Raw genomic sequence first — 12,612 nt, 5'->3', positions numbered from 1 at the left:
TCAGAAGTCGGTCTTGTCGACGCGGCTGACGATGCAGTGCGCGTCGAGGGTGCGCATGTCGTCATCGGCGGTGGTGGCCGCTTCGGTGATCGTGCCGGCCTGGGTCTTGCCGGGCGCCAGGTTGTCGATGGACAGCGTCGGGAGGGTCAGCACCTGCTTGTCCGACGTCCGCAGGACCGCGAAGGTGATCTTGTAGCTCGCCGATTGGTCCGTGTTCCCGTTGGTGACGCGGTACTTGAGGCGGGCCTTGCCCAGGTAATCGGCTTCCGGCGTGAGCTCACAGGCGTCGATCGTGACGTCCTGCTCGCCGTACGTGGTGGTGCTGCTGGGCGAGGGTGCCGCCGAGGACGAGCCGCCCGCGCCGCCGTCCACGTCGCCGCTGCCGCCGCCCGACGAGCCGTGGCTCGAGCCCGAACCCGAACTGTCGTCCTCGCAGCCGCCTCCCCCGCGACGCGCTCCGGTCAGCGCGACGAAGACGATCACGAACACGGCTATCGCTCGCACATGACGCACCTTCATGGGGACCCCCGTCCGATGAACGGGCCGCCTGGCGGCCCGGGTTGGTCAGCCGCGACACCGTAGCAGCGGCAGTACGCTCCGTGGCATGGAGATCTGGATCAATCCCGCCTGTTCCAAGTGCCGCAGCGCCCTCACGCTGCTGGATGCGGAGGGGGCCGACTACACCGTGCGCCGGTACCTCGAGGACGTACCCACCGAGGCCGAGATCGGGGAGGTGCTCGAGCGGCTCGGACTGGAGCCCTGGGACATCGCGCGCACCCAGGAGCCCGCCGCCAAGGAGCTGGACCTGAAGGACCGCGAGGCCTGGCCGCGCGACGCGAGCGGGCGGGCGCGGTGGATCAAGGCCCTTGCCGAGCATCCGAAGCTGATCCAGCGGCCGATCATCACGGCGGACGACGGGAGCGCCTTGGTGGCGCGCTCGGAGGAGGCGGTACGGGAGGCGCTGGGCCGGTCCTGAACCGCGCGCCGCCCTCGTCCTTTCGGCCAGGCCCCGGGCAGGGCGAATGGTCCCTCCGCGGGAACCGGAAAGCCCTCCCGCTCCGTACCGTTGAGCGCTCCACCAGCGACGGGACCGGAGGGAGCGCCGAGATGAAGAGCTGGATGTTCGGCGGCGTCTACGGCACCGTCCTGGCAAGCGCGCTGCTCGCCGCCCTGCAGAGCGGCGGCTCGCCGTACACGCCGTACTCGGACGCGGCCTGGGTCATGGTGACCGCCACCACGGCCGCCCTCGCGCACGGTTACGCGCACCATATGTCCACGCACACGCAGGGCTCGGGCAGCCATCGCTGGCGGCAGCTCGCGCGGACGCTCGCCGACGAGTGGCCGGTCGTCGTGGCCTGTCTGCCGACGGTCGCGCTGCTCGTCGCGGCCGGTGCCGCGGACTGGCCCGAAGCGACCGTCACGGCCGTCGGCCTGGCCCTCAACGCGGGGCTGCTCTTCGCGTGGGGTACGTTCGCGGCGGTGCGCGTGGGCTACCGCCGCCGCAGCGCCCTCGCCATCGGGGGCGCGGACGCGACGATCGGGCTGCTGATAGCCGGGGCCAACGCGCTGATCAAGTAGACGGGTCGTACAGGCGCGTCGGGTCGCACAGGCACGTCGGAGGATCCCCGTGTTCGGAACACTGCAGTGCACAGTCCTCGACTGCCGCGAGCCGGAGGCACTCGCCCGCTTCTACGCCACGCTGCTCGGCGGCACGGTGAACCGCCCCGACCGTCGCTGGGCCACCGACGAGGACTGGGCCACGCTGCATCTGCCGGGCCCCGGCGGTCAGGTCCTGTGCTTCCAGCGCGTCGCCGACCACCGGCCGCCCGTCTGGGGCGACCCGGACCGGCCGCAGCAACTGCACCTGGACATCGGCGTCCCCGACCTGGACGCGGCCGAAGCCGCCCTCGTCGAGGCGGGCGGCGCCCTCCTCGACAAGGGCGCCGACGACCGTCCCTGGCGCATCTACGCGGACCCGGCGGGCCATCACCTGTGCCTGGTCCACGAACCGAAGCGCCCGGCACCCGAGCACCCCGGCACCTAGCGCACCCGAGCACCCCGGCGTCCCACGCACCCGAGCACCCGCGCACCCGCGCCCCGGCGTCTAACGCAGCGCTGCCTCCGCCTGCGCCAGGATCTCCGTCACCCGCGCCCCGAAGCGCACATCGCACGGATGCGGTTCTCCCGTGCGTACGGACTCCAGAAGCGCGTCGATCGCGGTCCCGTACGAGGCGAGCGGGCCGTCGCCCCACACCTCGGGGAGCTCGGTGATCCCGTGCGCCCCGCGCAGCTCGGCGGTGACTCCACTCGCCTTGTCGGGAGCGGTCAGGCTGAGCGTGGTGGTGCTCGTGGCACCCGACGCGTGGCGCAGCGCCAGGTGCACGGTGTCCAACTGGCCGCGCAGACCGGTCACTTCGCTCACGTCGCCGAACACCGGCAGCAGTACGGACAGGGCGTGCGGGCCGACGTCCCACAGCGCGCCCCGTTCGCGGCGCCACGGCGAATCGGCGTACGGGCTCTGCGCGTCGGGTGAGTAGATGGAGCCGATCCAGTCGATCCGGCCCGTGTACCAGTCGTCCCGGCCGGTCTGCTCGTCGATCCACGGGGCGGCCGCGGCGGAGAAACGCAGTGTGAAGAAGACCACGGAGGCCACATCGCGGGCGGCCTCGGCGAGCTCGCGGGCGCCCTCGACCGTGGTCGCCACGGGCTTGTCCAGGAGCAGATGCCGCCCGGCGCGTGCGGCGCGCACGGCGAGCGGGGCCTGGATGTCCGGCGGCAGGGCGACCGCGATGGCGTCGACGTCGGCGATCAGGGCGTCCACGTCGTCGTATGCCTGGGTGGAGAGTTCCTTCGCGAGCTCCGCGGCCGCCTCGGGCCTGCGGCCCCAGACGCCGACCAGGTCGGTGCCGGGGTGCGCGGCGAGTGCCGGGCCGTGCACGCGCTGGGCCCAGGGGCCGGTGCCGAGCAGGCCGATGCGGACGGGGGCGGCGGGTGTGTGGGACGTCATGGAAAACCATGATGGGGCATGCGAGCGACGGTGTTACGTTCGAGTGGCCGGCCGCGGGACTTCGGTGCGACTTCCGTCTCTTGTCTCTGAAAACAATGTATTCGCTGTTCGTGCCCCCTACTCCCCGGCCGGCGCTCATCACTCACGGGGGCCCGATGGAGACGTACGAGACGTACGCAGACCTGGTCGCGGCCGAGGACGTGCTGCTGTTCGTCAACGCGGCGATCACCTCGACGGGGCAGCGCGAGTTCCGCTCGGACGCGGCGGAGCAGCGGATGTCGCTCGACTTCCTGCACGAGTACGTACGCGTCAACTACCGCGAGCTGTACGCCGCCACGCTCGCCCTCGACATCAACGACCACAACGCCGTGGAGATCATCCGGCGGCTGCTCGTCAGCGCGCGCGAGACGGACGAGCGGCAGCGGCGGGTCGAAGGCCTGCTGATCGGCGCGCGTCTCGCCGTACTGCCGCCGCAGCGGGTGTACCGGCTGTTCGGGCAGCTGCGCCGGGCCCGGGTCAACAACCGGCGGACCCGGGCGATCATGCGGGACTGGCTGGCGGGGCGCCGTGACCACGGCTTCGACGCGGTGAAGTACCGCAGCGGGTTCAAGACGGCCGTACGGCACGGGCATGTGCCGGTGACGGACGAGCTGGGCGACTTCCTGTTCGCGCCGCGCAAGCGGGGGCACTACGAGCACGGGCTGCTCGACACGTACCGGCGGGCGCGGTACACGCAGGCGGCCCTGTACGAGCTGCCGTTCACGGTCGCCGAGGGCTTCGCCGCGCAGCACGGCGTCCCGCGTGCGGTGTTCCTCGACCGGATCGCGCCCCGGATGACCCGGCACGAGCGGCTGCGCAACCAGGAGTCGGCCCGCGCCCACAGGACGGAGGTCGAGGCCGACCTGGCCGCGATGCCGCTGACCCGGCTCGCCTCGTACGTGCTGTCCCTGGCCCCCCCCGTGCGTCCCGAGCGGGGGCCCGCGCCCACCGGCGCGCTGCGAGCGGCCGCGCGCCGGGTCGCCGGGCCGTACGCGGGGACGTGGGGGCGGGTCGCGGCGGTGCTCGACGACAGCTTCTCGGCCTCGGGGTCGGCGCAGAAGCGGCGCCGCCCGCTGGCGGTGGCGCTCGCCTGCCACTTCCTGCTCGCCGAGCTGGCGGACACGTACGTCCCGCTGTGGACCTCGGGACGCAGCGACGCGCTGCTCGCGTATCCGTACGGTCCGACACCGCTCGGCCTGCGGATCCTCGACGCGCTCGACCACTGCCCCGCCCGTCTGGTGATCGTCTCGGACGGCTGGGACAACGCGCCGCCGGGGCTCGCGGGCGAGGTGCTGCGGGTCTGGCGCACACGGCTCGACCCGTCGCGCCGAACCAGCGTCGTGCACCTCAACCCGGTATACGACGCGGCCGGTTACGACGTGCGCCGCCTCGCCCCGAGCGTGCCGACCTCCGGGGTGCGGGACGCCGAGGATCTGCCGGCTCTGGTGGAGCTGGCGCAGTTCGCGGAGGGGCGGACGGGGCTCGCGGAGCTGCGGGCGTATCTGGACGAACGCGTGAAGGCCTTCACCGCGCGGGACGGCACGGCACAGGACGGGACCGCGCAGGACGGGACGATGGCATGACACAGCTCGACCTCACCGGTCTGACCGCCAAGCCCGCCCAGGTGTGGGGCGGGATCCGCCTGGTGCCGCTGGTGCGCGAGCAGCCGATCACGGATCTGCGGCTGCGGCGCGACCTCTTCCGCAACGAGTGGACGGCGGTGGAAGCCGGCGACGGCACCTTCTACACCTCGTACATCCCGCACGGCTTCGTGGCGGACTGGGCGCGGGACGGCAAGTGGCAGGCGGCGTACGGCACTCAGCTCTGCGAGGAGTACGACCGGCCGGACGGCGCTCCCGTGCACGCGATCCCAATGCGGCGCCTCGTGCAGCGTGCGGGCAGCCGGCGGCTTCGCTTCCTGCCGCTGCATCTGGCGCTCGAGGGCTATCTCGCGCTGCACTTCGGCGGTCCTTCCGTGCTGTGGGAGGAGTGGGCGAAGCGTGCGGTGAGCCGGGGGCTCTCGCCGCGGGCCGAGATGGCGTACGTGGGGGCGTCGGTCGAGGGGCTCGACGAGGCGCTGCGGATCTTCGAGATCCACCCGGGGCAGTGCGGGGTCATGGTGTACGCGGCCGATGCGCTCGCCGCCGCGTTCGTCGTGCCGCACCCGGACGACTACCGGGCGCTGCACAGCTCCCTGCTGCAGGACCTGTACGGGGAGCTGGTGTACCAGCACGCGTACTACTCGCCGCCGGTACGGGAGTTCACGGCGGTGATCGAGGACGCGCGCGTGTCCGACCTGGCCGGGCTGCGGTCGGCCGCCCTGGGGCAACTCGACGCGTGGGCCGAGGCCCATGACCGGAACCTGGCCGGTGGGCTGCTCGACGAGTCGTACGAGGTCACTCAGCTGCGGCGGATGGGGGCGGCGGGGCGCTACCGCCTGAGCCGCTTCCTGCCGCCCTTCGCGCTCCACCGCGAGCAGCACATCGGGGAGACGATCACGGATCTGAAGGGCCGGGTGGCGTATCTGAAGTCGATGCGGCTCTCCGAGAACCAGGTCAGGCGCGGCCATCTGCTGTCCCAACTGGCCCGGCACGACTGGAACCTGGAGGACACGGCGGCCGCGCTCGGCTCCTCCCCGGTCGAGCTGGTGCGGCGGATCAGGAGCGCCGGGTTCGACGGGCTCCTGAAGCGACACGTCGTGGAGGCGGCACAGCGCGGGCGATGGGACGGGTGACCGTCCGCTCGGCGGGCGGCTGACGATGCGGCTGTGTACCAGCGCGAAACGCGCGTAACACGGGGTTCACAGACGGGCAACGGTCGGGAAATCGCCGGTTGACAGGCTGCCGCTACAGCGCGGGGCCAGTGCAGCCCCCACGCTCCACCCGCATGCAACGCCCGTAAAGGATGGCGCCCGTGACGTTCAAGGCTGAGTACATCTGGATCGACGGCACCATGCCGACGGCGAAGCTGCGCTCGAAGACGAAGATACTGACCGCCCCCGTCTCCGGTGTCGCCGAGCTGCCGATCTGGGGCTTCGACGGTTCCAGCACCAACCAGGCCGAGGGCCACGCCTCCGACTGTGTGCTCAAGCCGGTGTTCTCCTGCCCGGACCCGATCCGCGGCGGCGACGACATCCTGGTGATGTGCGAGGTCCTGAACACGGACATGACGCCGCACGTCTCCAACACCCGTGCGCAGCTGACCGAGGTCGCGGAGAAGTTCGCCGCGCAGGAGCCGATCTTCGGTATCGAGCAGGAGTACACCTTCTTCGACGGCAGCCGCCCGCTCGGCTTCCCGGAGAACGGCTTCCCGGCCGCGCAGGGCGGCTACTACTGCGGTGTCGGCTCGGACGAGATCTTCGGCCGCGACATCGTCGAGGCGCACCTGGAGAACTGCCTCGAGGCCGGTCTCGGGATCTCCGGCATCAACGCCGAGGTCATGCCCGGCCAGTGGGAGTTCCAGGTCGGCCCGCTCGCGCCGCTCGAGGTCTCCGACCAGCTCTGGGTGGCGCGCTGGCTGCTCTACCGCACCGCCGAGGACTTCAACGTCTCGGCCACCCTCGACCCGAAGCCGGTCAAGGGTGACTGGAACGGCGCCGGTGCGCACACCAACTTCTCCACGAAGGCGATGCGCGAGGGCTACGACGCGATCATCACCGCGTGCGAGGCGCTGGGCGAGGGCTCCAAGCCGCTCGACCACGTCAAGAACTACGGCGCCGGCATCGACGACCGTCTGACCGGTCTGCACGAGACCGCCCCGTGGAACGAGTACTCCTACGGCGTCTCCAACCGCGGCGCCTCGGTCCGTATCCCGTGGCAGGTCGAGCAGGACGGCAAGGGCTACATCGAGGACCGCCGCCCGAACGCCAACGTGGACCCGTACGTGGTCACGCGTCTGATCGTGGACACCTGCTGCACCGGTCTGGAGAAGGCCGGGCAGGTCTGAGTCCGCTGAACTCCGCGAAGGGCGTCCACCGTTGACGGTGGGCGCCCTTCGGCGCATGGGGTTGTCGGTGCCGCATGCGAGTCTTGACCGCATGCTCGAGATCAAGGTGAAGACCGAGAACCGGCAGGAGTACGTACGGATCTCGCCCGGCGACCTGGCCGCCCTGGTGGCGCGGATCGGGGCCGCGGGCGACGAGTTCCTGGTGTGCCAGCGCATACCGGATCTGCCGGACGTCTTCGTCCAGACCGCCCGTACAGCCGGCGAGGGCTATGTCCTCGAACATCACGACGGGCGCGGCCTGTTCCACACCGATCTCGGCGACGACGAGGCCGGCCGGGTCACGGCGGCCATCGAGGGCTGGGCCCGCCAGGAGGACGGCTGGGACGCCGGTCTCGACTGGGAACGGGTGGAGCTGCCCGCCCCTGCCGCCGTACCCGAGCTGCCCGCGGACGTACGGCAGAAGGCCGAGGAGTACGTACAGGGGCTGCTCGCCCAGGGCTACCTCGCCCGTGCCGCGCTCACCGAGGCCGCGGAGGAATGGCTGGTCGACGGGGACCTGCGGCCGGTGTCACGGGCCCAGGCCGCTCAGCTCGTGGACCGGTTGTGGGTCGAGCGGGTGCGGGAGCAGGCCGGCTGGCAGGGGACGACCGATCCCGAGCGGCTCGCCCAGGCGTTCACGGCGCTCGACGGCATCGGCATCACCGCGCGGGAGAACTTCACGTGCTGCCGCGGCTGCGGTCTCGCGGAGATCTGGGACGCGGGCCCGCAGGATGCCCGGGGTTTTGTCTTCTTCCACTCCCAGTGCACCGAATCGGTCACCGGGCACGGGGAGTTGACCCTGTATTACGGGGGCTTCGAGTGCACGCCCGAGTACACGGCCGCGATCGGGCGCGAGGTGGTCGCCGCGCTCGGGGCGAGCGGGCTGCGGACGCGGTGGACCGGGTCGGCGGACGACGCGATCCATGTCCAGGATCTGGACTGGCGTCGGCGTCTGGTGGGCTGAACCGGCCGGGAGGAGCTCCTGATCAGGCCATCTTCGTCAGGGCGCCGTATCAAGGTGCGAGAGGGGTCTGCAGTCGGGAGTGGGGGTCTGCTTCAATGGGTGCATGGCCGACTACCAGGACACCGCGAAGGGTCGCTTCGACCTCGAGCCGTTCTGGCCTTCCCGTCAGCATGATGACTTCGACCGCGTGTGTTGCCGCGTGAGGAACGCACCGGCCCTCTAAAGCCGTTCACCCCTCGTCGAGGCGGTGCGGCCTTCGGCCTGTGCGAGTGCGTACGTCCTGCCACGTCCACTTCGCGCGAAAGAGCTGACCTCTCATGGCGAACACCCGTGTCTTCTCCGCCGCTACGGCACCTCCCCTGCCCTCCCCCGCCTCAAAACCCCCCGCCCCTTCCGCCCGCCACCGGTTGCGCGCCGTCCAGCAGGACGAGGTGGCGCAGCTGGTACCGAGCATCGACGTGGCCGACTATCTGCCGCCGGGCGCCACCTGGCTGCCCGCGCCCCAGCACACGCTGCCGGCGCTGCCGGACCGGCCGCCGATGGTCGGGTATCTCGTGCTCGTGCCGGCCGAGTTGCAGGGCGCGGCGCCGTCGGAGCCGCAGCGGGAGCTCATCCGCATCGACGCGGTGCAGCGGGTCGCGGCGGTCGACGGGCGGCAACTCGACCTGACCTACCTGGAGTTCGAGCTGCTCGCCCATCTCGTCGCGCACCCGCAGCGGGTGCACACCCGGGACTCCCTGGTGCAGACGGTGTGGGGGTACGGGCATGTCGGCGACGGGCGGACGGTCGATGTCCATGTCGCCCGGCTTCGGCGCAAGCTGGGCGCCGAGTACCGGGAGGCGATCCAGACGGTGCGGCGCGTCGGGTACAAGTACACGCCGCCGCAGGCGGATTGAGGCGGGGTGGGCCGGCTGCCGGCCGGCAGGCGGCCCACCCCGTACCGGTCAGGCCGCCGTACGCGAGCGGGCCCGGCCCACCGCCCCGGCCACCGCGTCCACCAGCAGGAACGCGAGCAGACTCAGCCCGAACAGCGGGACGTACCAGCCGATGACCGCCGTCACGGCGAGCAGCGGCAGCAGGACGGGCAGCGGCACCTTGCGCCAGGTGCCGCGCGGCATCGGGCGGCCCATGCCCAGGGCGCCGGACCTGGTCGGGCGGCGCAGCCACCACATGCGGTAGCCCCAGAAGATCAGCAGCATCGTGCCCAGCATGAGCGCCGCGAGCAGCAACTGGTTGGCCAGGCCGAAGAGGACGCCCATGTGCAGGTTGATGCCGAGGCTGGTGAGCTTCGCGAGCAGCGGGTAGTCGGCGAAGCTGATCTTGTCGAGGACCTTGCCGTCCGCCGGGTCGATGGCCACCGAGTCCAGGTGGTACGGCCATGTGGTGTCGTTCTGCTTCACCACATAGCCCTGGCCCTCGGTCGGGACCGTCACCGTGGTCCTGCCGTCGAGGCCCTCGCCGCGGGCGATCTCCAGGATGCGGTCGAGGCCGACGTCCGCGCCCTCGTGTGCCGCGTGGTCCCCGCCCCCGCCGTGGTCGCCGTGACCGGAGTCCGCGCCCACGGCCGGTGTGGTGGCCGCGTCGACGGCGGGCGTCGCGCCGCCGAGACTGTCCTGCAGTTCACCGATACTCACGCCCGCGTACTTCGACCAGGTGAGTCCGGTGGCGGACAGGAAGAGCAGTCCGAGCGCGGCCCACAGACCGATCGAACCGTGCCAGGAGAGGGTGCGCGCGCGGCCCTTCTTCTGGTCCCGCGCGGGCCCCAGCAGTTCGCGGCGGCGGGCCCGGCGCCGGGCGAACCAGAGCAGCAGCCCGCCGAGCACCACCACCCACAGCCAGCTGGCGGCGAGTTCGCTGTAGTGGCGGCCGGGTTCGCCCAGGTGGAGATGGCGGTGCAGCTCGGAGGTCCAGGCACGTACCGGCAGTGCACCGGATCCGCCGTAGGACGGGAGTTCACCGCGGATCTCGCCGTTGTACGGGTCCACGAACACGGCGAGCGTCTTGCCTTCGTCGACCTCCGGGCTGTCGAAGAGGACCCGGGTCGTCATGCCGTCCTCGTACGAGGGCCAGACGGCGGTGACGGTGCCCTCGGGGTGCGCTTCCTTCGCGGCCTCGACCTGCTGGGTGAGCGGTAGGGCCGAGTCCCCTACCGGTACCTCGAGTTCATGGCTGTACACGATCTTCTCGGCCTGGAAGGAGAGCGCGTACAGCAGGCCGCTCGCGGCGGCGACGAACAGGAACGGGGCGATGAGGATGCCCGCATAGAAGTGCAGCCGCAGGAGCAGGGGGCGCAGGGCCGACCAGGCGCCCGGCTTGGCGGCGGGGTCGGTGGCCGGGGTGGTGCCGGCGGGTGGGGTGGGCTCTGAGGGTTCGGATTGTTCCGGCTTGGGCCGGTCGTCGATCGCCATGGTGTCCTCGTGCGTTCGCGTGGGCGCGCGGCAGCGCATACGGGTGCGATGCGGATGCGGTGCCGGTGCGCGGAAGGGCAGGGGGCAGCACGCCCACCGCCTGCGCGGATACGCGAGGAGGAGCCGTCCGGCCGGGAAGGGGCACGAACGGTCAGACAGCGGCGGGCGCTTGATGCGGGAGGAGCGCCCACGCGGGAGGCCCGCGCCGGATCACGGCATGGGCGAGTACGGCGGTACGGGGGCAGGCCCGTGTCCGCCGGGGCCGGCGGCGCCGCACGGGGCGGGGCGCGTCCGGGAGCCGTACGGGAGCGAGCAGCAGCCGCAGCGGAGTGAACGCGAAAGCGGCCAGGGCCTCGACGAGCTGGAAGAAGGCCGCTTCGCCGCGGGCGATCCACAGCGCGCAGAGCAGTCCTGCCACCAAGTGGGCGGCGAGCATGCCCAGGGAGCCGTGGGTCAGGGTGTCGAGCAGGGTGGTCTCGGCCGCCATGCCCGGCATGCCGGCGTGCCGCAGATGCTCGGCGTGCGGGGATTGCGCGGCGGCGGAATGTGCGCCGGTGAGCGCGAAGAGGCCGTGCAGCAGCGTCTGGACGGCGACCATGCCGGCGCCGATGGTTCCGATTCCGCGGCGGCGGCCGCTTGCGCACCATGCGGCGCCGACGAGTACGGCAAAGGCCGGCAGAAGGGAGCTCAGGGGAAGTTCATGGTCGGACATGGACGAATGCCCCACACCGGCCAGGGTGACGGCCACTGCCGCGAAGAGTGCGGCTCGCAGGGCGCGCATCGGCGACCGGGCATCCGTCATCGCGCACATCGTGCCAGGTTCTTTGCGGGGCGCAAGAGGCGGTCCGGGTGGGTGGGGGTGGGGGCGCGTGCGGGGGGCCCTCTCCCCCGCCCCCCCCCCCCCCCAAACGGGGGGGCCGCCCCCCCCCCCCCCGCCCCCCCCCTCCCGGAACCGGGGCCCCCCCCCCGCACCCCGCATCCGAACTCCGTTCGGATCTCCTCAAACGCCGGCGCGGCTGAATGATCTGCCCTCGGCAGAAGCCGTTCCCGAGCGCACCGGTGTCCGGCACGATCCCCGTATGCGACTTCTTCTTCTTGGTGGAACCGAGTTCGCCGGACGTGCTGTGGCCGAGCGGGCGCTCGCGCGTGGGTGGGAGCTCACCGTTTTCAATCGGGGGAACAACCCGGTGCCCGAGGGCGCGACCGCGCTGACCGGCGACCGCACCGCCCCCGGCGGGCTCGACGCGCTCGCCGAAGGTGAGTGGGACGCGGTGGTCGACACCTGGTCGAAGGCGCCGGTCGCCGTGCGGGACACCGCGCGGCTGCTCAAGGAGCGGGCCGGCCGCTATGTCTATGTATCGACCTGCTCCGTCTACACCTGGGCGCCCCCGGCCGGCTACGACGAGAGCGCCCCGCTGGTGACGGGCGACCCGGACTCGGCGGAGGCCGAGGACTACGCCGTGGCCAAGCGGGGCGCCGAGCTCGCCCTCGACCGGGAGTTCGGTGCGGACCGCTCGCTCCATGTGCGCGCCGGCCTGCTGCTCGGACCGTACGAGAACGTCGGCCGGCTGCCGTGGTGGCTGACCCGTATCGCGCGCGGCGGCCCCACGCTCGCCCCGGGACCTCGCGAACTGCCGCTGCAGTACGTCGATGTGCGGGACATGGCCGACTGGATCCTGGACGGTATCGAGGCGGGCCTCAGCGGCCCGTACAACATGATGAGCCCGCAGGGTCACGCGACCATGGGCGGGCTGCTCGAGGCGATCGTGGACGTGGTCGGCTCCGATGCCGAGCTGCGCTGGACCGACCCGCAGGTGATCCTCGACGCGGGGATCGAGCCGTGGACGCAGCTGCCCGTATGGGTGCCGCCGGCGACCGATATGCATGACGCCCTGCACGCCGCCGATGTGTCACGGGCGGTGGCCACCGGGCTGCGCTGCCGCCCCGTACGCGAGACGGTCGCCGACACCTGGGCCTGGCTGCGGTCGATCGGCGGCGAGGCACCGCAACGCCCGGACCGGCCCAGGAAGGGCGTCGACCCCGAGGTGGAGGCGAAGGTCCTGGGGCTCTGAGCGCGCCCGCCGGCCCTGGGGCTCCGCACCCCGAAGCCCCGGCCGGGGTGGTGCCAGCTACACCCCCGGCCGGGGGCGGAAACCCCGTGACCTGGGCGTCCGCGCCCGCCACACTGGATGACGCACACGCCGCACCGG

The 12,612-nt window shown here is 72.0% G+C and carries 13 protein-coding genes; 9 read left to right on the top strand and 4 right to left on the bottom strand.

Annotated features, from left to right (window positions below; all coding sequences use genetic code 11):
• Complete coding sequence (locus JAO81_RS24040; RefSeq protein ID WP_199549991.1) at positions 1–504, bottom strand: hypothetical protein; 504 nt, start codon at positions 502–504, stop codon at positions 1–3.
• 100 nt (positions 505–604) lie between these two features.
• Between JAO81_RS24040 and JAO81_RS24035 the strand changes: the two genes are divergently transcribed.
• From JAO81_RS24035 to JAO81_RS24025, 3 genes are all read left to right on the top strand, one after another.
• Positions 605–976: an ArsC/Spx/MgsR family protein gene (locus tag JAO81_RS24035; RefSeq protein ID WP_199549990.1), complete on the top strand. Its 372-nt coding sequence runs from the start codon at positions 605–607 to the stop codon at positions 974–976.
• Positions 977–1,107: 131 nt separating this feature from the next.
• Entirely contained in the window at positions 1,108–1,578 is a 471-nt protein-coding gene (locus JAO81_RS24030; RefSeq protein WP_199549989.1) for a hypothetical protein, read from the top strand.
• 49 nt (positions 1,579–1,627) lie between these two features.
• Positions 1,628–2,044, top strand: coding sequence for a VOC family protein (locus JAO81_RS24025; protein WP_199549988.1), 417 nt, complete (start codon positions 1,628–1,630; stop codon positions 2,042–2,044).
• Positions 2,045–2,104: 60 nt separating this feature from the next.
• On the opposite strand, the gene JAO81_RS24020 is transcribed toward JAO81_RS24025, so the two are convergent.
• The gene (locus JAO81_RS24020; RefSeq protein ID WP_199549987.1) at positions 2,105–3,007 is read right to left on the bottom strand and encodes a Gfo/Idh/MocA family protein; all 903 of its coding nucleotides are present in this window, start codon (positions 3,005–3,007) and stop codon (positions 2,105–2,107) included.
• A gap of 155 nt (positions 3,008–3,162) precedes the next feature.
• Between JAO81_RS24020 and JAO81_RS24015 the strand changes: the two genes are divergently transcribed.
• From JAO81_RS24015 to JAO81_RS23995, 5 genes are all read left to right on the top strand, one after another.
• Positions 3,163–4,629 (top strand): hypothetical protein, encoded by a 1,467-nt coding sequence (locus JAO81_RS24015; protein WP_199549986.1) that lies wholly within the window; start codon positions 3,163–3,165, stop codon positions 4,627–4,629.
• Positions 4,626–5,780 (top strand): hypothetical protein, encoded by a 1,155-nt coding sequence (locus JAO81_RS24010; RefSeq protein ID WP_199549985.1) that lies wholly within the window; start codon positions 4,626–4,628, stop codon positions 5,778–5,780. Before JAO81_RS24015 ends, JAO81_RS24010 begins: the two co-directional genes overlap by 4 nt.
• Before the next feature lie 179 nt (positions 5,781–5,959).
• Positions 5,960–6,991, top strand: coding sequence for a glutamine synthetase (gene glnII / locus JAO81_RS24005; RefSeq protein ID WP_199549984.1), 1,032 nt, complete (start codon positions 5,960–5,962; stop codon positions 6,989–6,991).
• A 91-nt stretch (positions 6,992–7,082) separates the two neighbouring features.
• A complete protein-coding gene (locus JAO81_RS24000) occupies positions 7,083–7,994 on the top strand; it encodes a hypothetical protein (RefSeq protein ID WP_199549983.1) in 912 nt (303 codons plus the stop codon).
• A gap of 317 nt (positions 7,995–8,311) precedes the next feature.
• Positions 8,312–8,890 (top strand): winged helix-turn-helix domain-containing protein, encoded by a 579-nt coding sequence (locus JAO81_RS23995; RefSeq protein WP_199549982.1) that lies wholly within the window; start codon positions 8,312–8,314, stop codon positions 8,888–8,890.
• Positions 8,891–8,938: 48 nt separating this feature from the next.
• Here JAO81_RS23995 and JAO81_RS23990 read toward each other — a convergent pair whose 3' ends face one another.
• Entirely contained in the window at positions 8,939–10,402 is a 1,464-nt protein-coding gene (locus JAO81_RS23990; protein WP_199549981.1) for a PepSY domain-containing protein, read from the bottom strand.
• A 151-nt stretch (positions 10,403–10,553) separates the two neighbouring features.
• Positions 10,554–11,204: a hypothetical protein gene (locus tag JAO81_RS23985; RefSeq protein WP_233415831.1), complete on the bottom strand. Its 651-nt coding sequence runs from the start codon at positions 11,202–11,204 to the stop codon at positions 10,554–10,556.
• Between the two features lie 277 nt (positions 11,205–11,481).
• Between JAO81_RS23985 and JAO81_RS23980 the strand changes: the two genes are divergently transcribed.
• Entirely contained in the window at positions 11,482–12,474 is a 993-nt protein-coding gene (locus JAO81_RS23980) for an NAD-dependent epimerase/dehydratase family protein (protein ID WP_199549980.1), read from the top strand.
• Positions 12,475–12,612: the final 138 nt, after the last annotated feature.

This window comes from Streptomyces sp. N35, assembly GCF_016464295.1.
GTDB lineage: Bacteria > Actinomycetota > Actinomycetes > Streptomycetales > Streptomycetaceae > Streptomyces.
Note: the sequence above shows the minus strand (reverse complement) of the source record. Positions and strands in the feature narration are given on the sequence as shown.